Source organism: Virgibacillus sp. Bac332, from assembly GCF_003667785.1.
GTDB classification, from domain to species: Bacteria; Bacillota; Bacilli; order Bacillales; family Amphibacillaceae; genus Virgibacillus; species Virgibacillus salarius.
On sequence record NZ_CP033046.1, the window covers coordinates 3,195,900 to 3,217,117 of the forward strand.

General features: G+C 35.5%; 17 protein-coding genes. 2 read left to right on the top strand and 15 right to left on the bottom strand.

Features of this window, described 5'->3' with window-relative positions; genetic code table 11:
• Window positions 1-323 precede the first annotated feature (323 nt).
• The 8 genes from D9782_RS15285 to D9782_RS15320 all read right to left on the bottom strand — a co-directional run bounded on the left by D9782_RS15285 (window position 324) and on the right by D9782_RS15320 (window position 11,809).
• A complete protein-coding gene (locus tag D9782_RS15285; RefSeq protein WP_121605118.1) occupies window positions 324-2,021 on the bottom strand; it encodes an FAD-dependent oxidoreductase in 1,698 nt (565 codons plus the stop codon).
• A 753-nt stretch (window positions 2,022-2,774) separates the two neighbouring features.
• Window positions 2,775-4,643 carry a PTS fructose transporter subunit IIABC gene (locus D9782_RS15290; RefSeq protein ID WP_026681969.1) on the bottom strand — a complete coding sequence of 623 codons (1,869 nt, stop codon included), beginning with the start codon at window positions 4,641-4,643 and terminating at the stop codon, window positions 2,775-2,777.
• Window positions 4,644-4,674: 31 nt separating this feature from the next.
• The gene (gene pfkB / locus D9782_RS15295) at window positions 4,675-5,592 is read right to left on the bottom strand and encodes a 1-phosphofructokinase (protein ID WP_121605119.1); all 918 of its coding nucleotides are present in this window, start codon (window positions 5,590-5,592) and stop codon (window positions 4,675-4,677) included.
• Window positions 5,589-6,344, bottom strand: a complete 756-nt coding sequence (locus D9782_RS15300) for a DeoR/GlpR family DNA-binding transcription regulator (RefSeq protein ID WP_026681971.1) — start codon at window positions 6,342-6,344, stop codon at window positions 5,589-5,591. The genes pfkB and D9782_RS15300 overlap by 4 nt, the downstream gene beginning before the upstream one ends.
• 703 nt (window positions 6,345-7,047) lie before the next feature.
• Window positions 7,048-7,860: a DUF899 domain-containing protein gene (locus D9782_RS15305; protein WP_121605120.1), complete on the bottom strand. Its 813-nt coding sequence runs from the start codon at window positions 7,858-7,860 to the stop codon at window positions 7,048-7,050.
• 716 nt (window positions 7,861-8,576) lie between these two features.
• Window positions 8,577-10,013: a DUF6179 domain-containing protein gene (locus tag D9782_RS15310; protein WP_121605121.1), complete on the bottom strand. Its 1,437-nt coding sequence runs from the start codon at window positions 10,011-10,013 to the stop codon at window positions 8,577-8,579.
• A complete protein-coding gene (locus D9782_RS15315; protein ID WP_121605122.1) occupies window positions 10,004-10,480 on the bottom strand; it encodes a DUF6323 family protein in 477 nt (158 codons plus the stop codon). Before D9782_RS15315 ends, D9782_RS15310 begins: the two co-directional genes overlap by 10 nt.
• A 414-nt stretch (window positions 10,481-10,894) precedes the next feature.
• On the bottom strand, window positions 10,895-11,809 hold the full coding sequence (locus D9782_RS15320) for a class I SAM-dependent methyltransferase (RefSeq protein WP_121605123.1): 915 nt from the start codon (window positions 11,807-11,809) through the stop codon (window positions 10,895-10,897).
• Between the two features lie 912 nt (window positions 11,810-12,721).
• Between D9782_RS15320 and D9782_RS15330 the strand changes: the two genes are divergently transcribed.
• Complete coding sequence (locus D9782_RS15330) at window positions 12,722-12,862, top strand: anti-repressor SinI family protein (RefSeq protein ID WP_080668711.1); 141 nt, start codon at window positions 12,722-12,724, stop codon at window positions 12,860-12,862.
• Here the strand turns inward: D9782_RS15330 and D9782_RS15335 are convergent, their stop codons facing one another.
• From D9782_RS15335 to D9782_RS15365, 7 genes are all read right to left on the bottom strand, one after another.
• Window positions 12,863-13,549 carry a response regulator transcription factor gene (locus D9782_RS15335; protein ID WP_121605124.1) on the bottom strand — a complete coding sequence of 229 codons (687 nt, stop codon included), beginning with the start codon at window positions 13,547-13,549 and terminating at the stop codon, window positions 12,863-12,865.
• On the bottom strand, window positions 13,527-14,699 hold the full coding sequence (locus D9782_RS15340) for a sensor histidine kinase (protein WP_121605125.1): 1,173 nt from the start codon (window positions 14,697-14,699) through the stop codon (window positions 13,527-13,529). The genes D9782_RS15335 and D9782_RS15340 overlap by 23 nt, the downstream gene beginning before the upstream one ends.
• 482 nt (window positions 14,700-15,181) lie before the next feature.
• A complete protein-coding gene (locus D9782_RS15345) occupies window positions 15,182-16,321 on the bottom strand; it encodes a VanZ family protein (protein ID WP_080668715.1) in 1,140 nt (379 codons plus the stop codon).
• Window positions 16,322-16,720: 399 nt separating this feature from the next.
• Window positions 16,721-17,266 (bottom strand): dihydrofolate reductase family protein, encoded by a 546-nt coding sequence (locus D9782_RS15350; RefSeq protein WP_121605126.1) that lies wholly within the window; start codon window positions 17,264-17,266, stop codon window positions 16,721-16,723.
• A gap of 221 nt (window positions 17,267-17,487) precedes the next feature.
• Window positions 17,488-17,991 carry a GNAT family N-acetyltransferase gene (locus tag D9782_RS15355; protein WP_121605127.1) on the bottom strand — a complete coding sequence of 168 codons (504 nt, stop codon included), beginning with the start codon at window positions 17,989-17,991 and terminating at the stop codon, window positions 17,488-17,490.
• Between the two features lie 202 nt (window positions 17,992-18,193).
• On the bottom strand, window positions 18,194-19,027 hold the full coding sequence (locus D9782_RS15360; protein ID WP_121605128.1) for a MerR family transcriptional regulator: 834 nt from the start codon (window positions 19,025-19,027) through the stop codon (window positions 18,194-18,196).
• Window positions 19,028-19,580: 553 nt separating this feature from the next.
• A complete protein-coding gene (locus tag D9782_RS15365; protein ID WP_080668712.1) occupies window positions 19,581-19,721 on the bottom strand; it encodes a YpzI family protein in 141 nt (46 codons plus the stop codon).
• 106 nt (window positions 19,722-19,827) lie between these two features.
• Here D9782_RS15365 and nagZ point away from each other — a divergent pair, with 106 nt between their 5' ends.
• The gene (nagZ, locus tag D9782_RS15370) at window positions 19,828-21,150 is read left to right on the top strand and encodes a beta-N-acetylhexosaminidase (RefSeq protein WP_121605129.1); all 1,323 of its coding nucleotides are present in this window, start codon (window positions 19,828-19,830) and stop codon (window positions 21,148-21,150) included.
• The last annotated feature ends 68 nt before the right edge of the window (window positions 21,151-21,218 follow it).

Sequence of the window (21,218 nt, forward strand, 5' to 3'; positions counted from 1 at the left end):
GTAAACATAAATGATCTCCTTTATAATGTATTTTTTTCGTACGTTTATATATTTCTTTTTAAAAGTGTATAAACCTCTTTATAATCAGAAAATTAACATTTTTGCAACTGATAATATAATATGGAGTATAATGACAGATCATCTTTTCAGACTAGTAAATAAAAAAGCCTCCATGAGGAAGCTAAGTAGTTAAGAATCTGCTTTATAGAATATATCGACATTCATTATTTTATCGTATTTAATATTTACTAAATTTATACGAAAATAGACCAACGAATCTTTTCAAGAGAATGGGAAAATAACACCATGTCAACAAATTACGTTTATTTAAAGTTATATTTTGTTACGATTTTCTCTCTGCCTGTTACGAGATCATTAAAATATTCATATAAATTAATACCAAGATAGGAGCCGGATATATTAAATACGTTAGTAAAACCAAAGTTTTGTAAGGCCATTACCATGTTATAACTACGTTGACCTGAGCGACAATGAACATAAACTGGTTTATCTTGTGGAATTTCATCAAGCCTATTTCTAAATTCACTTAATGGAATATTGATCGCATTTTTTAAATGGCCAGCATTATATTCATTTTTTTCACGAGCATCAATAATGAATGCACTATTCTCCACTAGTTCGCGAACTTGAGAGACTTTTACTTCACGATATTTTCCATTTAATTGATTTAGTGCCACTAGTGCCGCATGATTTACAACATCCTTAGCTGTGCCTAACATTGGAGAATAAGTCAATTCTAGATCTTTTAGATCATCTAATGTTCCATTTAAAGTAATCATCGTTGCAATAACATCGATTCGTTTATCAACGTTCCCTTTACCAATCGCTTGCGCCCCAAGAATTTTGCCTGTTGGTGTTTCATATACTAGCTTAAAGTGCATAACATTGCTGTTGGGCATTAAATCTACTTTGTCACCTGGCATGATATAAACAGAATCATAGCTAAACCCAGCATCTTCTGCTGTTCTTACGTTTAATCCCGTTGCTGCTGCATTTAGATCAAACAAATGAATGGAGGACGATCCTATCACACCTAAGTTTCGATTTATTATACCGCAAATATGATCTGCTACAGCTCTTGCTTGTTTTTGGGCAGGTCCTGCTAAAGCAAGACGTGTTGGTTTATGCAATAATCGATGATACACTTCAATAGCATCTCCAACTGCATAAATATTTGTATCACTTGTTAAATAATTATGGTCTACTTTTATAGCACCAGTTTCACCAATTGCAAGACCAGCATTTTCCGCTAGTTTTGTTTCTGGCCTTACGCCAATTGCTAATACCACTGCTTGTGCATCGATTTGTTTACCAGATTGCGTTTCGATAAAATTATTACCAATTTTAGCTAATCCATCATTGACTATTAAATTTATACCATGATCCACCATTTCCTTGTGAAGGATTTGTGCCATATCATAGTCATATGGTGTCATGATTTGATTAGCAAATTCTATTACGGAAACATGGATACCAGCTAAATGAAGATTTTCTGCTATTTCAACTCCAATAAAACCCCCACCTATTACGGCAACATCTTTTAGATCATTTTCTTTCACATAAGCATTAAGCCGTTGGATATCTACTACATTTCGAACCGTAAATACGTTCAACTGGTTACTTCCCTCTATTGTATTTGGCCGAATAGGTGCTGCACCTGGAGAAAGAACAAGCTTATCATAATGTTCTTCGTAGGTGTGATCAGTTGTTGTATCTTTGACTATAATCAATTTCTTATCACGCTTAATCTCGACGACTTCATTATTAACTCTTGCTTCGATATTATAGCGGTCTTTAAAGGTTTTTGGACTTGATAATACCAATGATTCGCTATCTTCAATAATGCCACTTATATAATAAGGTAAAGAACAGTTAGAAAAGGATATATGTGGACCTTTCTCAAACATAATAATTTCTGCACTCTCGTCTAATCGTCTTAGTCTTGCAGCAACTGAGGCTCCTCCAGCTACTCCTCCTACTATTAAAATTTTCTTTGCCATAATACCACTCCTTATCTATTAAAGTACGGAACTGAGAAATTCTTGTAATACTATATGGGGTATTATTTTATCAAAAAAAATTATAAGACGTCTTCTTCAATCATATCGATCACTTTAAGGATTTTAACTAATTATGTAGCACGGGAACTACTCACTCCAGAAAGACTATTAAGAATATAATACTATTCGCTCTTTTTTCATGTCTACCCAAGAGGGATAATACCAGTAGTTTATCTGCCTTTTAGAGATTTTTTTCTAAGGTTCCAGTGCTTTTACCAGTTTGTCAGCATCTTAAACACATTCAACTACATTGGAGATAATAATGAAACCATCAAAAGGGGGAATTTCTTGATGCAATAATTGCTTAATAACTGATTTGCAGCCTTTATTTCCTTAAAATTCTTCTTAACTTTCCTACAATACGTTTTATTCTAATTCTCCAATGATCGCTATCATTCAATCGTTCCCATGTTTCAATGAGTAATTATCATCTATTAAACTTATATTATACCCTTGTAGGTATGTTGTCAATTATAGTATAACAAATAAACGGCCTTAAACCCCTTGGAATAAAGAGTAAAGGCCGCCTAAGCACAATTTTTATTTCCGCTGTCTATTTTGACAGAAGGAAGTTTATAATTCTGGATCGTGTTTAGATGAAAAGTGGGTTACCCAACGCTTTAAAGCTAGATAACTATTTAATAGAATTTATCGTTTTGAGATGCTTAATTTGGCTATGTCTCAGCTTCTTCCCTAACTTTTATTCAAAGGTTTTTTCCATAATCCAATCATTAATGCTGAGACAATAGATCCTATTGCAATTGCTACAAGATACAGTAGCCAGCTACCTTCTACTGTCGGAATAACGAATATACCACCATGAGGTGCTGGTAGACCGACCCCAAACAGTAAAGCTAAACCACCTGCGATCGAGGATCCTACCACAAGGGAAGGAATCACTCTTCCTGGATCTGCCGCAGCGAAAGGAATTGCACCTTCTGTAATAAAGAAAGCACCTAGGGCATAGTTTGTTTTCCCTGCATCTCGTTCTTCCTGTGTGAATTTATTGCGGAAGAAGGTTGTCGCAAGTGCTAACGCTAGAGGAGGAACCATACCTCCAGCCATTACTGCAGCATGTGGGCCGAAGTTTCCTGCTTCAATCATGGCGATTCCAAATGTAAAAGCTGTTTTGTTAATAGGGCCTCCCATATCAACGGCCATCATACCACCGAGAATAAGCCCTAATAGCATGGCGTTCACACCGGACATACTTCCTAGCCAGCCTTCTAACCCAGACATAATCCAAGCAATTGGCTCAATGATAACGAAATACATGAGTAAGCCTGTAACAAAAACACTGATAACAGGATAAAACAGAATCGTTTTTATACCATCAAAGGATTTCGGTAAACCCGCAAGCAGCTTCTTCACTAGAACAACCACATAACCACCTAAGAAACCGGCAATTAAGCCACCAAGAAAACCTGCACCACCCATGGAGGCCATGAAACCACCAATCATAGCTGGGGCAAAACCTGGTCTATCTGCAATACTCATTCCAATAAAACCTGCTAGTACTGCTACCATTAATCCAAAGGCATAATCGCCACCTATTGCTTTTAATGCAGCGGCAAACTCGTTATACGTAGCGTGGTCTGGTTCCGCAGAATGAATACCAAAAAAGAAGGAAATAGCGATTAATACCCCTCCACCAACAACGAATGGAAGCATGTTGGATACACCATTCATTAAATGTTTATAGAAGCCTTTTCCTGTTCCGCCAGAGCTAGTACTGGAGTTATTTCTATCACCTTGATAGACAGGTGCATCACCTTTCCGTGCCATGTTAATTAATTCTTCCGGTTTACGGATACCGTCCGTTACTCCTCGTTGTAACACTTGCTTACCGGCGAAACGCTCCAATTCTACCTTTGTATCTGCGGCAACGATAATTGCTTTCGCATTTGCAATATCTTCTTCTGTTAAACGATTTTGCACACCATCAGAGCCATTCGTTTCCACCTTTATCGAAACGCCAAGCTCTTCCGCTTTATCCTTTAAAGCATCTGCTGCCATAAACGTATGAGCAATTCCTGTTGGACACCCCGTTACAGCAAGGATTTCAGGACCGCTTGTTGAAGTAGCCTCTTCTTCTTTCCCTAGCTTTTCTTTTTCCTTCGCATCAATAATGTTGATGATTTGTTCCTCCGTTTCCACTTCCATTAACCTTTTACGGAAATCTTCATCCATTAATAAAGTGGATAATCTGGATAATGTTTGCAGATGATCATTATTTGCTCCTTCACTTGCCGCAATCATAAAGAATAAGTGGGCAGGCTGAGCATCTAATGAATCAAATTCTACTCCTGCTCTCGAACGAGCAAAGGCAATAGCGGGTGTCTTCACGGCACTCGTTTTGGCATGAGGTATCGCAACACCCTCTCCAATCCCTGTACTACTTTGTTTTTCTCTATTCCATATTGCTTCGATATATGCTTCTTTGTCATTCAGTCTTCCTGCTTGACCTAAGCGATCAGCCATTGCTTGAATAACATCCTCTTTTGAGTTTGCTTTCACTTCCAAAATCATAATATCTTGCTTTAATAATTCTGTGATATTCATAGACCTCATCCCTTCTCGATGATGTTTCTTTCTATATTGCTGTTACATGAACCTCGGCTAATAGTTTCTCGACCTCATCCTTTGTACACAATGTCTTAGAAAATGCCGTGGCACTTCCTGAAGCAACAGCGTATCTAGCCGCTTCAACAGCATTAGTGGTTTGCTGCCATTTATAAAGGAAGCCTGCTACAGATGAGTCCCCTGCACCAACAGAGTGAATGGCTTGTCCTTTTGGAGCACTTAGCTTAAAGGTTCCAGCTTCCCCTACATAAATAGCCCCTTCTTTTGCCATTGATACGAATACATGATCAATTCGGTTTTCTTCATGTAATCTCTTCGCAAGTCTAACAATGTCCTGATCTGTTTCCGCTTTTTCTGAAAATAGCTCTGCAAGTTCATAGTTATTCGGCTTAATAAATGCTGGGCTTGCTTTGATAGCTTGCTCTAAAGCCAATCCACTTGTATCTAAAATGACCGAAACACCTTGTGCGTTCAGCATTGTTATGATGGAATGGTAGGTATCATCAGGAAGAAAGGTTGGCAAGCTACCTGCTAGCACAACAATATCTTCGGTTGTTAAGCCTCGTAGCTTGTTTACAAACGAGTTGTAGTTTTTTTCTGTGATGGTAGGTGATTTTCCGTTTATCTCTGTCTCTTCATTACCAGCTTTTAGCTTTATATTAATTCTTGTGTCTTCTTGTAAGGAGACAAAATCATGGGCGATGTCAACTTCTTCCAAATAATCTGTAATGAATTTTCCAGTAAAACCGCCAACAAAGCCCAAAGCCGTGCTTGTTGTTCCTAAGCGATTTAATACACGGGATACGTTAATACCTTTTCCGCCTGCTTCTTTGTAATCATCCTGACTTCTATTAATTGTTCCTTGCTCCACTAATTCAAGTTTTACAACATAGTCAACGGCAGGGTTCAAGGTTATGGTATAAATCATTGTGACACCACCTCTAAAGTTGTTAATTTTGCAATCTTTTCATGTTGTTCTGTTGATATCCCATCTGTTGTGATGATAGTGGCGTTTTCAATATTTGCTACACTTGCAAAGGATACTTCTCCGAATTTTGTTGGATCTGCTAATATAAAGCTTGCTTGTGATTGCTTGATTGCGGCTTGTTTAACATTTGCTTCCTCAGGATCTGGTGTGGTGAATCCTTGACTTGCATGAATACCATTTATACCGAGAAAGCATTTGTCAAAACGAAATTCCTTGATGGCATCAACCGCTTTTGTTCCAATCAAGGCAGCCGTCCCTTTTTTTGCCTTTCCTGAAATGACATATGTTTCGATTCCATACTCAATAAGGAGCTGTACATGTGGGATTCCGTTTGTGACAACGACAACTGACTTACCTTGTAGCAAAGGAATCATTTGCATGGTGGAGGTGCCTGCATCTAGGTAAATAGAATCTCCATCCTCAATAAAAGTGGCAGCTTTACTCGCGATCGCCTCTTTTTCTATTTGAAATTGTGCTGTCTTTTCTAAAAGTGTTGGTTCTTCTAGCTTCTTCTTTAACAGAGAAGCACCGCCGTGCACCCTTTTGATCAATTGTTTATTTTCTAATTCAGTTAGATCACGACGTATGGTTGATTCAGATGCCCCTGTTGACTCGCAAATCTGACGAACAGACACGATCTCTTTCGCTTTCAACAGTCCAATGATTAGCTCTTGACGTTCGATCGTTAACATTATAAGTATCCCTCTATTCATGAATTAATCGCTTACATAAATAATACAATCATTTTCAGTCATAGTCAATCATAAACGATCAAAACCAATCATAAAAATCCTCCTGCTTTTGTAATATAAGGTGAGACATTCGTCAGTAGAGGATTACAAACAGTGGCTATGATGACATTTAGCAATAAATTTTCTATTTTATTTTTAGTCCTAGTTATATAGCTTTATTCAAAAGCACAGATAAAACGGATATTTGAATTTCCTCTTTATCTAACTGCACATCTAAATTTGGGTAATGATTCTCTGCATACCCAGCCCTTTACTTTGTTTGTATCTCCGTAAATTGATATGCGTATATAATGTTATAATTTCACTCTCCCTACTCCAAAATTTAGACACACCAAAAAAGCGACATTTTGGTAGAGTAACTCCTTCAAAAGTCGCTTAGGTGTTCTACATATTTTATTATTACAGCATTTTGCTTACCTATAGCTAATGTGCAAAAACGGAGACATCCGTAATCTAAAAACATTTGAGATAAATACGTATATATCACACGTGATCTATTGGGCCATCATATATTTTAACTCCGATGTTTCTGTTTTTCTCATAACCCGTTGCGTTGAGGCAAAACAAGCTACCTCTCTTATCAAGCCAAATCTATCGCTTCCTCTGTTAACTACTATTCATATACATAGATGAACTACATGGATTATAGATCTTTCTTTTTTGAAGGACAACAAGCATTCATTTCCAAAGAGTGTTCATATTCGTCATGACGACGAAGCCATGTCTTCCCATTGCCATCACTGCGTCCAGATGGCTCTTCCCAATCCTCTTGCCTACCAAGAGCTGTTAAATCGAGGTAGTTGAAGGTTCCAATTAATATGTCAGTTCCACGGGCATAAGTGGTATACGTGTGAAAAATTCTATCACCATTGCGAAGAAAGGAACTGAAACCAGGAACTTCCATGGACTGTTCAGAATCGAGGGGTACGCCCTTTTCCATAAGCTCTTCTTTAGTCAAATAGTTGTATTCAATTGGAGTCACAGATTCGTCTAATGTAGCATGGAAATCATAATTAAAGTCACTATTAAAGGATGAGTACCAAGGAATGTCCCACCCCATACGCTTCTTATAATGTTGGATCTTTGAGAGTGGAGCACGGGATATCATAGCCAGTGACGTGTTTCGTGCATGTAGGTGAGACAGATGACCGACGTTGTCCGTAGCGAGAGAGCAAGCAGGACAACCTGCCTCCCAATCAGGGTCGAACATGAAGTGCTGCACAATCAGTTGCGGACGTCCTTCAAACAGATCAAGCAGACTTGTTTTACCATGCGGGCTATCAAAGACATAATCCTTATTAATCTCTACCATTGGGAGTTGGCGACGCATAGCATTCAGTCCATCCCGCGCTATAGTGAACTCCTTCTCCTTTGCCAGCAATTCCTTACGAGCGATAAGCCATTCATCTCGTGAAACAATAGGTGGTAGTTGCAAATCCTTTTGCGTTTTTTTCATATAATCTGCTCCCTTTTTTGTTTTCTTCAGTTTAACGCAGATGATGACTACAGATTTCTTCTAATTTGCTAAAAATATAATCTTATTTCTTTTCCCTTCATTTAGCCAAATTACAGAACTTAAAATGTCTAGCCTATACGAATATCATTTGATTTCGCTTCTTCCAAATCTATAGATGTACTTTTAAATATAGAAAAATATTGCCATTTACACAATATCATCAAGTCCTTATGAAAACGCTCATACTTGTTTGTTAGTTGCTTTGTTAAACATTGCGCACTTAATGCTATGCTTACAAAAATAGTATGTTGTCCCCAGCATTAACTTATGACAATCTATTACCATGACTATTGAAAAAATAAATTGCAAAAATGTCTCATTATTCTTTTCAACATGAAATATGTTACCTCATAGATAATTGGCAATAATACCTCGTCTTCAAACTATTGGTAAGTGAGGGATCGACTGCAAGGAAATGTCTGATGGGTTCAAAGGCCTTTGAGTCATCCACTTTTGGTGCTACCAATTAGTGGGGGATAAATAAAACCCCCACTGATTGAATGTACACTTTATGAAATATATATTTTATACATAAAGATTAAATTTAATGATAGCCAAGCTGTTTTAAATAAAGAGAATAACTGATATAGATTAACTTCCAAAAATAAGATTAGATGTATCTGTCTATACAATCATCCTCATTCTATAGGTTTTACTCAATAAAATGATAGATCTTCATAATCAATATCGTAGATAAGATGCTCAACAGCTTCGATCCGCTCACCATCCAACTGCTGCATAAATCCAATATAATGCATTTCCCACTCGCTCTCTGCTTCAACACCGTCAGCAACAACGAATCGAAAACCTCGAATATCCCCCCGTAATTTCTCGTAAAATACGATTTTGGCTAAAATAGCTAGTTCGACATCACCTAAGGTATCAAAAAGCGCATCATATTCATCAGCAAACAGACATCCTAAATTTAGTAAATCTAGGTAATCATGCAGTGAAACAAAATACCTTCGAATTAGTTGTACTTTTTTTTCTGTGTTGTCACTTCCAGTGATGCGATCTACTAAATTCCGCATTTGAATATCACTCATTCGATTATTCTCATTCAACATTAAGACCATTGGTTTTTTGTGCTCTTCGATTTCTCTAATAATCATTATCTCGAAACTACCGATTTTAGCTGCGTTATTTACCCTTTGAACCAATTCATTACGGTACAGATCAATATAATGGGTAAGTGCTTGATCCGTTTGTAGCTCTTTTTGTAACTGATCGATCGATTCATGAATCAACTTAGATCTTTGATCTACACAACAGGCTATTAACATGCGGTTTAACTGTTTATATTGAGTTTCAGAGATTCTAACTTGACTGGCTTTCTTACCAGCTAGAAGTGAAAAAACAGCATTGTTTACCATTAATTCAAATATGTTAAATAGCTCTACGTGATAATTAAAGTGGTATATCTTCCCAAAATTCGTTAAGACATACATTAAATCCTGATGACTAAAAAATTGGCAGAACTTTGTCTCTATTCGTAGTCGTTCTAAATATTGTTTAATATAAATAACACCCTGAAGTCGCATATCATCAATGGCTAAAGGATAGTCAATACTAGCCATTGTATTTTGCGCCCCAAAAATAATATTATACTGTTTCATAAATACAGGTAATGATTCATCAATGGTCATATTATAGGCATCCACTGGCACAGCTAATCTTATCTTTTTCATTTCTTGATACAGTTGCTTTGCGTCCTCATAGTATTGGCGAAGTAATTCAACACCTTTAGCATGTATATCCTTTATGCTCTCAAAATTTAAGTGAACAATAGCTTCTTCAGGGTTGTTAAAATGAAGGACATATACATCCATAGCGTATATCAGAGATACCATGATATCTTCCGCAGTTTCCGATGTCACCGACGTACTTTTCCCTTGAGTATACTTTCGTATCAATTGTTGCAGAACCTGCATAATCTCACCCTGTATCTGATAAGCCTTCTTACTGGTAATCGCTCCCACCCGCTGACCTTCCTGCAGAAGAGACAGTATATAGTTATTTCGTTTTAATCGAGATCGATCGATAATAATATTGGAAACTGAGCGAGAACAATCTTGTGTGTTATCTAATCCCACGCTGATTCATCACCTTCCAATAAAGAATCAAGACACATCATGTCCTTTTTGAAATTCTCTGCAAGTTCTTCCATTTTACTTCTTAATAGCTCTACAGATCCTGCGCAGGATCCATTAAAATAATCGTTCATCTTCATAATAAGTTTTATGTCCTCCGCCTTATCTTCTGATTCATTTCTAAGATAATAAAAAATCTCCTGGAGCTCATTAAGTGTATCAACATAATGATCCTTTTCCATATAAGGGGAAGAAGAAAATACCTTAATTAACTCCTGTAGCACTTCAATGCCCAGCTCAACTCTCGCATAGTCACGAAGTACTTTATTCCTGAACACAACTAATGTTTTTATATCATCTGGTGTGAGAACCAAGCCTTGTTCTTTAGTTTTTTCATTTAAACTGAGTAGTTCCATCACTGAGTTGGACTTGGATAATAATTGGAAATTCAAAATATCAGATAAATTCATAGACGCTCCCCCCTATAGACCCGTTAAAAGGTTTGATTTTTTTACCTAAGTTAAGAATTACCTTCAGGTTGTGTTTTAGTCATATAGTTTTTTTCTAGAGGCTAATATGGGATTTCGATAAAGAAGATATCCAGGTCTTAATAACGTCGTTGGTTTATAAGTACAGATGTGGCAGGAATAGCTTATATCTTATTATTTAATTCTTAACTCATTTTGTGTAATAAAAACAGGGTCAAAGCTTTACCTTTGCAACTATACCAAGGTGAAAATTCCTTTATTTAGGTAGCTCTCGAAAAAGCAAGGCAGGAAATATCCATTAAACAGGAATTTTCCCAGGAAAAGCTTGCTTGAGAGGTATTTAGTCACTTTATAGGTACCTTCTTTTAACTGGTATTAAGTATCTTTTTATATGCTTTATTTTTTTATAGCATGCATGTAATGAATGGTTTCAAAGGCTGATAGATAGTCTTTTCGATCGTTAAAATAAAGTTCATTAATTGTATCGGGTGCTAAATGTTCATTAATAAGTAAACCGGATTTTTCTAACATCCCCACAATTTCATCATAAGAAAAACATGACTTCATTGGTTCACCACTTGCTGCAGCGATTTTCACCATATTTTCGACCCTATTAAAGATGCCTTTTTCTTCAAAGAGTTTTTCGTCAGCATAATCAAAAACTATGGAACTTCCTGACGGGACTTTGGCGAATAAATTATTTATTAAATTTGAAATTTGTTCTTTCGTTAAATAATAAGAAACACCTAAAAGACTAAAGAAAGTTTTTTTAGTATCAAACCCTTCCTTTCTTAGTTGTTGATCGGAGAATGCTTTGGTAAAATCCATAGAAACAAAATGTAGATTACTTGGAACTTTAAAACCAGCTTCATCCAGTCTTTTTTTCTTAAATTCCTGTGTAGTAGAAAAATCAACTTCAAATATTTCTAAGGTGTTTTCTAGTTCTGGATGTCGAAAACAAAACGTATCTAAACCTGCACCAAGTATCACGTATTGTTCTAACTCTAACATAGCTTCATTAAGTAATACCTTTTCACAATACCTGGCACGAGCCAGGGGTGTTGGAGATAGTTGAACCTGTGTAATCCATTTTAATATTTCTTCTGTATCCCCTTTAAACTTTTTTGCGATATCATGGCTGAAGAAGTCTATACCTTGTACCATATTTTCTTTGATATTATTAAATTCTTCCTGCGAAATTAACTCTTTAGCTATATAATCGTTAAAGATTTTAGGGGTATCAAACTGACTATGATAGGATCTGCCAAACGCTGATATTAATGAAGTTAAACTTGACTCACCTTGCTTCATACAAATACACTCCTTTATTTTGAACAAAAAAATAGAGTTCCCTTGGCCAAGAGAACTCTATTATATAATTTTATTTCATAAAAGTAAATTATAGCACAATTAAACTTTTTTGTCAAGTTTTTTAACTCGATTGATACTTAAAGAACTAAGCTTTACATAAATAACAAGATGGCCCAATAATTTATAGCGCTAGCATTTACACGTCTATCCATTCCATGGTCTTAAAAAATGTCTAAAATTAGTCGTTTTCACTACTTGATAGTTGCAGGCATACAATGAAAGGGAATATTTTAGATAAATGAGGAGGTATAACATTGAGCTTTCTAGCCCCTAGTAATAAACAACAAATGCAAGTTCTGTATAGAGGTGACCCCAACATTGTCCCCCACCTACAATCGATTCGTGAGCAAATACACAATTTATGCAGGTTTCATGTTAATAAGATAGTTAGGGTGCAAACGATAGATGGAGAAGTTTATGAAGGGACTATTGTTAGCTGTGATAAGAGGCATTTATACCTTAGTATAGATAATTCAAATCGTCAATACGGATATGACCCTTACACCCCGATAATAATGTCACTAGTTCTTTATGAATTACTTTTAATTACATTATTGTCAATCTATTAAGTAGTTTAAATACATCTGATCTTTTCACCTCGTCTGACTGGAGTTAAGTCTTGATGTATAGGAGCTTGACTTTTTTAGGTCAATATTATTGAAGTGTACCAAATTTCTAAGTAATATCGTTCGCATAATCTAGTATTCCGACATATATTACTATATTCGCTCTTCTTCTTTAAATAATGACTTTTATGACTAAAATCATGACTATAGTTATCTTCCACACCTCCTCCCTGTTCTTTAAACTAATAAACATCAGTAGGAACAACGGAGGAGGATAGTTAAAAAAATGAAACAGTTAAAGAAGCGAGAAAATCTTGATATAGAATGGCTTTGGCTGATTATCACTGCAAGGAATATCGGAATTACGAAAGATGAGATCAGACAGTTTCTACGCAAACATTCATTATCCAACAATATGAAGCACTAATTATAATTCTTTTAGTAATAAAATTGCTTCTGTCCGCGTACGTACATCTAACTTTTTATAAATTTGGCTAATATAATTTTTAACAGTACCTACGGATAAGTATAATTCTTGCGCAATCTCCTTATTCTTTTTGCCGGAGATTAGTAGTTTCAAAATGTGGTATTCTGTTTTAGTGAATTCTAAATTTTTGTCTGCTAATTGATAATATAGGTAGTCTGTTGATTTGTCATAATCATTATTATTTAAGTGATCGACTAAAACGGAATGTACAGATGAAGGAATAATCATTTGACCAGATAAGCTATCACGAATGGATCTTATTATTTGATCAGTCTCTGAATCTTTAAGTAAATAACCATTCGCACCATTTTTAATTGCTTGTAAAATGTACGCATCATTAGAAAATGTTGTTAGCATTACGATAATTATATGTGGATAGGTTTGTTTGATTTCTTTTGTAGCAATAAGTCCGCCCTTATTTGGCATTCTAATATCCATTAGCACGATATCCGGCTGATATTCTTTTGCTTTTTCCACCGCTTCTTTTCCATTGTAAGCTTTTGCAATAACTCGGAAATTGTCATTAATTTCTAAAATAGCAGCAAGTCCATCACAAAAGATAGGTTGATCGTCAGCAATTAAAATATGAATAGGCTTCACTTTATCACCCCAATTTTTTGTTTTCATATTTTTGAGATTGAGATATGGATGGGAGACTAATCATTAATTCTGTACCACCATTATTAGGAAGTGATGTAATTAACCATTCTCCTTTTAATTCTCGCACTCTTTCTTGCATAGAGATTAATCCAAAACCTAGAGTTGCTTGTTTTATATCAAAACCTCTTCCATTATCTATTAACTTAAAAATTGTGTTGGAATCTTCTTTATATAGCAAGAATTCAAAATGCGTACTTAGGCCATGACGAATACCATTCGTCAAACCTTCCTGGAGAGCACGATAAATTACTAGTTCTTGTTTAGGGCTGATGTGTAGGTTAGGGGCATCGATATGATAATCAATAGTAATACCAGTTTGATCAATAGTATCTTCTAGTAATGAAGTTATACTTGGTAGAAATTCAATGAAAGACTGCTGATTATTTAACAGTTTTACTGATTTTCGCACATCATTTAAACCATTTTGAAGTTGAATTTGAATGTCATTTAACAGTTGCTTTGCTTTTTTCTTGTCATGATCTATCAATTTGTTACTGGCCTTAACACCCAGGATTGTTGTTGTTAATGTATGTCCAATTGTATCATGGATTTCTCTAGAAATTCTGGTCCTTTCTGCAAATAGCGTGTTTTCCTCTAATGACAAAGCAGCTTTTTTTATACTCTCGTACGCCTTTGCTAATTGCTGTTTTTGATTGACTATAATTTTTGCTAAGTAACTAAGTGCAAAAAATGAAACAAACTCTAAGCTTTTTGGGATAATAAAATGTAACGATTCAAACGATGGATAATTAATAAATCTACCTATAACAAAGAATGTGTACGCAAGAAAAGTAAATGGTATGCTAAATTGCTTTGTTCGATGCATCGCTGCTTCACCAACTAGCACTAGTAAATATATTTCTGAAATGAAGGAATTGTCATAAATATTAATAGCTAAAGCGATGAATAATTGGATAAAAAGTAGGATTCCTCCTTTAAGAGAATGTAAATCAACATGAAAAATAAAATTCCGGATAATGTATGTAATAATAAACAGAATGGTAAATAAATAAATTTGCAAGAAATGTTCTTGCTGATCCAATGAAAGCAATGGTAGAGTTATGATTAAACCAATGATAATAATAAGGTCTAGCTTTTTTTCAAATGATTGACTCATTATTCACTTCCCCTTTCTGACTTAGACTCTTACTAACATGTTATCAAACTTTCCACTCTCTTCATGACATTTGATTTTTTTACTTCATAACTTTTATCCTTATTTGATATTGTAAAAAAGGAAGTTTCCCTTTATGATATCAGTTCGTTATTAAAATTAGATATCCAAACCTTTACTTCTTCAGATGAAAAAGAGGCTGGAACAAAACACAACTTCTTTACTCAAAATACGAATAATTATGTTATCAATAGGAGTATCATCGCCGCACCCTGAACATATACGCGCTTTCCGAGCACGGCCACAGCTAACTTGGTAAAGAAAAACACGTTACCAAGTGTGGATCTTCGGACTGGTGCTGTTCCCGCCGGAGTCTCGCTTATTTCAGGTGCTAATTTAATTTTTCTAAAAACGAGCGATAATTAATTTCAACTAATTATCGCTCGTTCTTCATTGTTTCTTCATTCTTTTGTCTCAGCCTCTTTTTAAATTTCTTGTTTTTTTGTTGGTGTTACATCGGCAACATCATCAAAGTAAAAAAGGCGCTTTCCCTTCTTTAAAACAACCATTAGAATATGGCAAAAGAGAACTAACCACAGTATTAACATGAAAAAGAAAGCAGCAAGGCTAATCCATACATGATAATAATAGAAAGCAGATTCCATATCTAAGTTAATCAGGGATACAGCCTTTAAACCCTGATAAATAACCCATGGTATATAGAGTGCTATAAATCGCTTGAGTAGTAGCGGCCAAGCAGGATATCTCTTCTTCTTATCTATGAGTCGATATCGCATCACGGTTGTACCAATTGTTTTTCCTTTCCAAAAGACGGGTACAACAAAAAATACCACAAAAAAGGCCAACGTTTTATAAATGACTTCTATTAGATGGTCTGTTAGAAAGAAACCAGTTAAAATTTCCCAACTAATATGGACTAATAGAAAATCAATAAATATAGCAAGTAACTGCGGAATAGGTAAGACGATGTCTTTACGAAGTATTTTATCTTTTTTGGCTAACACCTTTTTCTTTGACGGAAATAAAGCAAGAATTACAGGTCCGATAAGAAAACCAAAAAGCGCACCACTACTATTCAATAGAAGATCATCGACATCAAAAATGCGATAAGGGCATGTATACAGTCCGTAAATACCCGTTAGTTGCGTAACTTCGAAAAATAATGATGTTGTAAAACCAATTAGGAGAGCACGTTTCCAATAGTACCTTTCTTGAAAATAATATCTTATATAGACACCAAGCGGAAGCAATAATAAAAAATTGAAAACAGCTTGTAAGAACGCACTTTCCTTGATAATTTGTATATAGGTTGCTGGCTGTGACCAAATTACCGCACTGCCATGTACGATATCCCAAACAAAATAAAAGGGAATAATGGAATAATAAACGGTATCCGGTGCTTGAAATGCACAGGTATCTCGAGTGCTTGGAAGTGGCAATAAAACTAGAAACAAGGCTGAGAGCATATAAAAAATAAAGGAATAAACGATAATAGATGTCCAAATGCTTAAATAGCCATATTTTCTATAGCAATAAATTAACCATGGAATGATAAGTAAAAAACCTAAAACTAAAAACATGATAAACGCTGTTTGTATTGGCATCGTATAAGAAAACAAGCTACCACCTCATTTTTGTTATGATTTAGTTTCTGAAGTTTTTTATTATCTAAACATGGTACAGAACAAAAGCGCAAGCGTCCGATTAGAAACGTAGCGACTGGAGCCAGTCAACGAATATTAAGAGCTCACGGTGAGCTTGCGAGCCGATCATGACTTATCGTAGGGCGATTTGTGAAGTCACCTAGTTTTCTGGGATTCAGGGCGCTAGAGCTGGACGCAGCTCAACACGCCTATATTTTATCCACTTGGGCAAATGTTATCATTTCCTTCATTTTCCTAGACTATAAAAAAGTGTGTACGCATCATACACACTTTTTAACGGTTATCTTATTACTTTGATCATTCAAGATATAGTAATAGCATGTTTTCCATTTAAAATCTCTATTTATTCTTAACCTGATAAAAAAGCTGTACATGTCCTGATTGAAGTGTTTGCGTGTGTATTTGCTTCATAGTGACTCTTTCTTGTACTTCTTTGAATAAAGGTTTACCTTTTCCAAGAACAACTGGTGCAACGGTAATGTGATATTCGTCAATTAATCCCGCATTTAACATATTAGATGAGAAGTCAGCACTTCCTAATATTGCTAAATCTTTACCAGTTTCTTGTTTTAACTTGCTGATTTCGTTTTCCGCATTTCGTTGTATAAGTCTCGTATTTTCCCAGGTCGCTTCCTGTAGTGTATTGGAAAATACAATCTTCGTATGAGCATTCATAAGGCGAGCGATATTTCCGGTAGCGCTAGGCCAGTAGCTTGCCATATGTTCATACGTTATTCTTCCAAATAAAAGCATATCTAACGATTCTAAAAAATTTTGAGCATACGCTTCGTATTTACTACCCACACGATGCCAATCCACTTCTCCATGTAAACCGGCAAAGAACCCATCAAGAGACATTAACTCTTGGGCGATTAATTTTCGCATCTGAACCACCCTTCTAGTATAGAATTTTAAGGAAAATGTAGTAGGATAGCTAAAAGATTAACATAATTACGAACTATGGATTTCTTCTCGATTGCTATCTTTCATCTTAACTTTATCAATTAATGTTAATTTTGGCTTCTATCCATTGATCAGCAACGTTGGCAGTGATACCTAGATGTTACCATCTTTCATTCACGCGATAGTAACGTCACCCAGCATGGTTATGTGTACTTTGAATATACATGTACGTCCTGACCGTTCAATACGAGCTTTTTATCTAATGACATCCCTATTTTTTGTGCTACATGTTGAGAGGCAAAATTATCAGGTTGGATAAGAGCAATAAATCGTTCATGCTGTAGATGTTTAGTTCCATGTTCTAATAATGTATGTGCTGCCTCTGTTGCATATCCTTTCCCCCAGTGCTCACGAGATATCCAGTAGCCTATTTCGATTTCCTCTTTACCATCAATCGTTTGTGGAACTAATCCCGCATGACCGATCAGCGTGTTATCTGCTTTATTCACTAATACCATTAAGCCCATGTTTTTATTAGACTCATACGTACGATAAATCCAACTTAAAAACTTCTTTCCCTCATTTTCATCTCTTGGCTTGCCATTCCCAATAAATTGGACAACCGCTGGATCGCTTAACAATGACATCAGAAATGGAAAATCATTATTATCATATCTTCGAAATAATAGTCTTTGAGATGATAGCAATTATATCACTCCCTTCCATTTATAATCTTATAATTGTATAATTATCTTCATTTATTTTAACATTTGGTATATAAAATCACTGAAAAATTTAGTTATTTCTATGTCGTGAAAACATGTTTCCTCTATTTCCTTCTAGGCCTCATAGATAGTCTTGGTGAATGAGATCTTAGCTTGGTCCTTTCCCCTTTACACAGGTTACGTGTTAAGTCTTTGCTTTTACTGGGATTTGTATTTCCGTTACATACTCTTCTTGGTTTCCGGTTACAGCTAAGTCAATGATCATTAACTCAATTCCATTACCTATGATTTCATAGCCGCGCTGTTGGATTTCTAATAGTAGGATCTCATAGCTCTCCGTAATATTGTCATATGGTCCAATATGATGTATGCATGCATAATTTTCAGCGCTTATTCTTGATAGATCCTCCATGTTATTAGGCACATGATGAAGTATAATGAACACATCATTGATTTGAGGTGTTTGTTGAATGCTTAATGAATCTTGTTTAATTGTTATACCTATGTCTCCTGAGAAAAGAGAAAAATCTTTCATTAATAGCTGGTTTTGCAATGAATTAATATAATAGTCGAACATTTCGTCTGATGCATCTGGAGCTACTGGCATTGAAATAATATGTCTTAAAGGAATGGTCGTAAACCAAACTGAGCGCGGAGAAGCTTGCAGTGATTGTTTAATCATCTCTGCTTTATCATTCATTTTTTCTAGCATAAATTCAATCTTATTTTTCTGTTCTTGTAAGCGTTGGGCCTGTTTTTCTAACATATGTAAAACCGTATTTGGCGTTCGATTGGCCATGAAATGCTTAATATCCTGTAGTGAAATATCTAAATTTCTTAAAAATTTTATTGTATCAAGCATGGAAAATTGGTCTAACGTATAATATCGATAATTTGTTTGCTGATCAACCATGTTAGGTTTAAAGATATCCTTTTCATCATAATAACGTAACGTAGATTCTGATATATGATGTAGTTTTGCCATCTCGCCAATCGTAAAATATTGTTTAGGCAACATGTATATACCCCCTTCTTCTCTTGTTGTTTTTTAAGTATTTTTCAGCCTAAATTCAAGTATGCCTGTATTAATAGGTATCCTTTTCATTTTTTTATTTCAAGTATGTATCGGTAATAAATAACTTTCCTTATTTCACGCTGCTGTAGTTGTATTCGGCTCTATAAAGAATAGCAAGCATTCTAAAAACTTCTTAATAATTCGATGTGATATTTTTTATATGGAATATAATCCCCTTGGAAAGTTAAGTATAGTAAATGAAAATGACAATTACATTGGGGCATCCTTATATATTCTAAAGAAGCTGTGAATAAGAAGAATACATCTAGTTGTTATTATAGTATACATTAGTCTATTCATCTTTTTCATTCATCAAATCGTAATCGTTTCTTATACTTCTATAGTACATAAAAAACGCGACCTATTACATTGTAAGCTCGCGTTTTTAACCGATATCGCAAATATATACGTTTTGTATCTTGGATCATGTTTATTATAGGGTTGAGTTCCTATCTATTTCATAACGAATAATCGATTCAAGTCGCTGTATTTCCAGCTATTTTTTTCCATCATTTAATCTTCTAGCTTCTTCGGGACTTGACATTTTTGTAGAGCCTTTATAACGTAGCCCTACATCACGATCTGATTCCACGCGTCCGCTCTCTCGTAGCTTCTTTTCTTGACGATCTTTTCCCATCGTTAACCACCTCCTAACATTTAACATGGTTGTTAGCTTCATTTTTATACATTTAGGGAAAAAGTAGTTAGAGATCGCTGTTAGCATATAGATTTCCTAAATAGCAGTGCGAAATGTACATAAACTAAAAGCATCTATTACTATTTTTGCTCGTTTAATCATAGCAATGATTAAAAGGAGGATGACACGGATGAAATCCAACTCTCTGTTGAAGGCGACTGGACTATGTTTGCTATTCGCATTGTTGCTGACCTCATATAATTGGAGCAAGGTTAAGGGCGTATCCCCTACTACTGTTTATGAAAACAGTGGACATACCATTGATATAACCAAGAAGATAACCCCTCATTCACCCATTCAAGCAACTATTGACAAGATGTCTTTAAAAGAGAAGATCGGACAACTTGTAATGGTTGGCGTCGATAGTACCTCAATGGATAGGAGAATTAAGAAGTTAATTCAACAGCAACATGTTAGTGGCGCAATTTTATTTACGAAGAACCTTGAATCCGTTCAACAGGCTAAGCAACTAATTAATAACTTAAAAAAGAGTAATGCGAACAACCCTGCTTCTATGTTTATCGGTATTGATGAAGAGGGCGGGCGTGTCTCGCGAATGCCAGAAGAGTTCCTATCAACACCTGCTAGTAGAGAGATTGGTGATTCTGCCGACTTGAATTGGGCTTATCATACTGGTCAAGTAATTGCTATGAAGGTTGCCTCACTTGGCTTTAATATCAACTTTGCTCCTGTACTGGACATCGATAGTAATTCAAATAATCCTGTGATTGGCGATCGTTCCTTTGGATCAAGTCCGGCTAAAGTAAGTGATTTTGGAATTACTCAAATGAAAGGGATGCAGTCGGAACAAGTCATTTCTGTTGTCAAGCACTTTCCCGGACATGGTGATACAACTAGCGATTCACATATTCAGTTGCCAACGATTGATCATCCTAAATCTCGATTAATGCAGGTAGAGTTACTGCCATTTCAACGAGCGATTACTAAAGGAGCAGATGCAGTTATGGTTGGTCATCTACTTGTAACAGCGTATGATAATGATTCCCCTGCTTCCATGTCAAAAACGATCATATCTGGTTTGTTACGAGAAGAGTTAGATTTTAATGGTGTAGTCGTTGCAGATGATATGACTATGGGAGCGATTCAAGATAATTACGATATAGGCGAAGCTGCAGTGCAATCGATTAAAGCAGGTAGTGATCTAATTCTTGTTTGCCACGACTATGATAATGCTGAGTCAGTGATTAATGGAATTAAGTACGCAGTACAAGCGGATGAGATCACTGAAATGCGTATTGATCAAAGCGTAGAGCGGATATTGAAGCTTAAACAAAAATATCAATTAACAGATGCGTCAATTGAACATGTAGCTATTGATGAAATAAATCAAGCTATAAAAACATGGTAACGTAACTATTTAAACGATCTTACAGGGCTTACGTTTCTTTCAATCACGTAAAATTATGTAATGAAACA

Excerpts from the sequence above, each read along its gene's own strand:
- D9782_RS15285 (WP_121605118.1), bottom strand. The coding sequence starts at position 2,021 with ATGGCAAAGAAAATTTTAATAGTAGGAGGAGTAGCTGGAGGAGCCTCA.
- D9782_RS15290 (WP_026681969.1), bottom strand. The coding sequence starts at position 4,643 with ATGAATATCACAGAATTATTAAAGCAAGATATTATGATTTTGGAAGTG.
- pfkB (WP_121605119.1), bottom strand. The coding sequence starts at position 5,592 with ATGATTTATACCATAACCTTGAACCCTGCCGTTGACTATGTTGTAAAA.
- D9782_RS15300 (WP_026681971.1), bottom strand. The coding sequence starts at position 6,344 with ATGTTAACGATCGAACGTCAAGAGCTAATCATTGGACTGTTGAAAGCG.
- D9782_RS15305 (WP_121605120.1), bottom strand. The coding sequence starts at position 7,860 with ATGAAAAAAACGCAAAAGGATTTGCAACTACCACCTATTGTTTCACGA.
- D9782_RS15315 (WP_121605122.1), bottom strand. The coding sequence starts at position 10,480 with ATGAATTTATCTGATATTTTGAATTTCCAATTATTATCCAAGTCCAAC.
- D9782_RS15320 (WP_121605123.1), bottom strand. The coding sequence starts at position 11,809 with ATGAAGCAAGGTGAGTCAAGTTTAACTTCATTAATATCAGCGTTTGGC.
- D9782_RS15330 (WP_080668711.1), top strand. The coding sequence starts at position 12,722 with ATGAAACAGTTAAAGAAGCGAGAAAATCTTGATATAGAATGGCTTTGG.
- D9782_RS15335 (WP_121605124.1), bottom strand. The coding sequence starts at position 13,549 with ATGAAAACAAAAAATTGGGGTGATAAAGTGAAGCCTATTCATATTTTA.
- D9782_RS15340 (WP_121605125.1), bottom strand. The coding sequence starts at position 14,699 with ATGAGTCAATCATTTGAAAAAAAGCTAGACCTTATTATTATCATTGGT.
- D9782_RS15345 (WP_080668715.1), bottom strand. The coding sequence starts at position 16,321 with ATGCCAATACAAACAGCGTTTATCATGTTTTTAGTTTTAGGTTTTTTA.
- D9782_RS15350 (WP_121605126.1), bottom strand. The coding sequence starts at position 17,266 with ATGCGAAAATTAATCGCCCAAGAGTTAATGTCTCTTGATGGGTTCTTT.
- D9782_RS15360 (WP_121605128.1), bottom strand. The coding sequence starts at position 19,027 with ATGTTGCCTAAACAATATTTTACGATTGGCGAGATGGCAAAACTACAT.
- D9782_RS15365 (WP_080668712.1), bottom strand. The coding sequence starts at position 19,721 with ATGGGAAAAGATCGTCAAGAAAAGAAGCTACGAGAGAGCGGACGCGTG.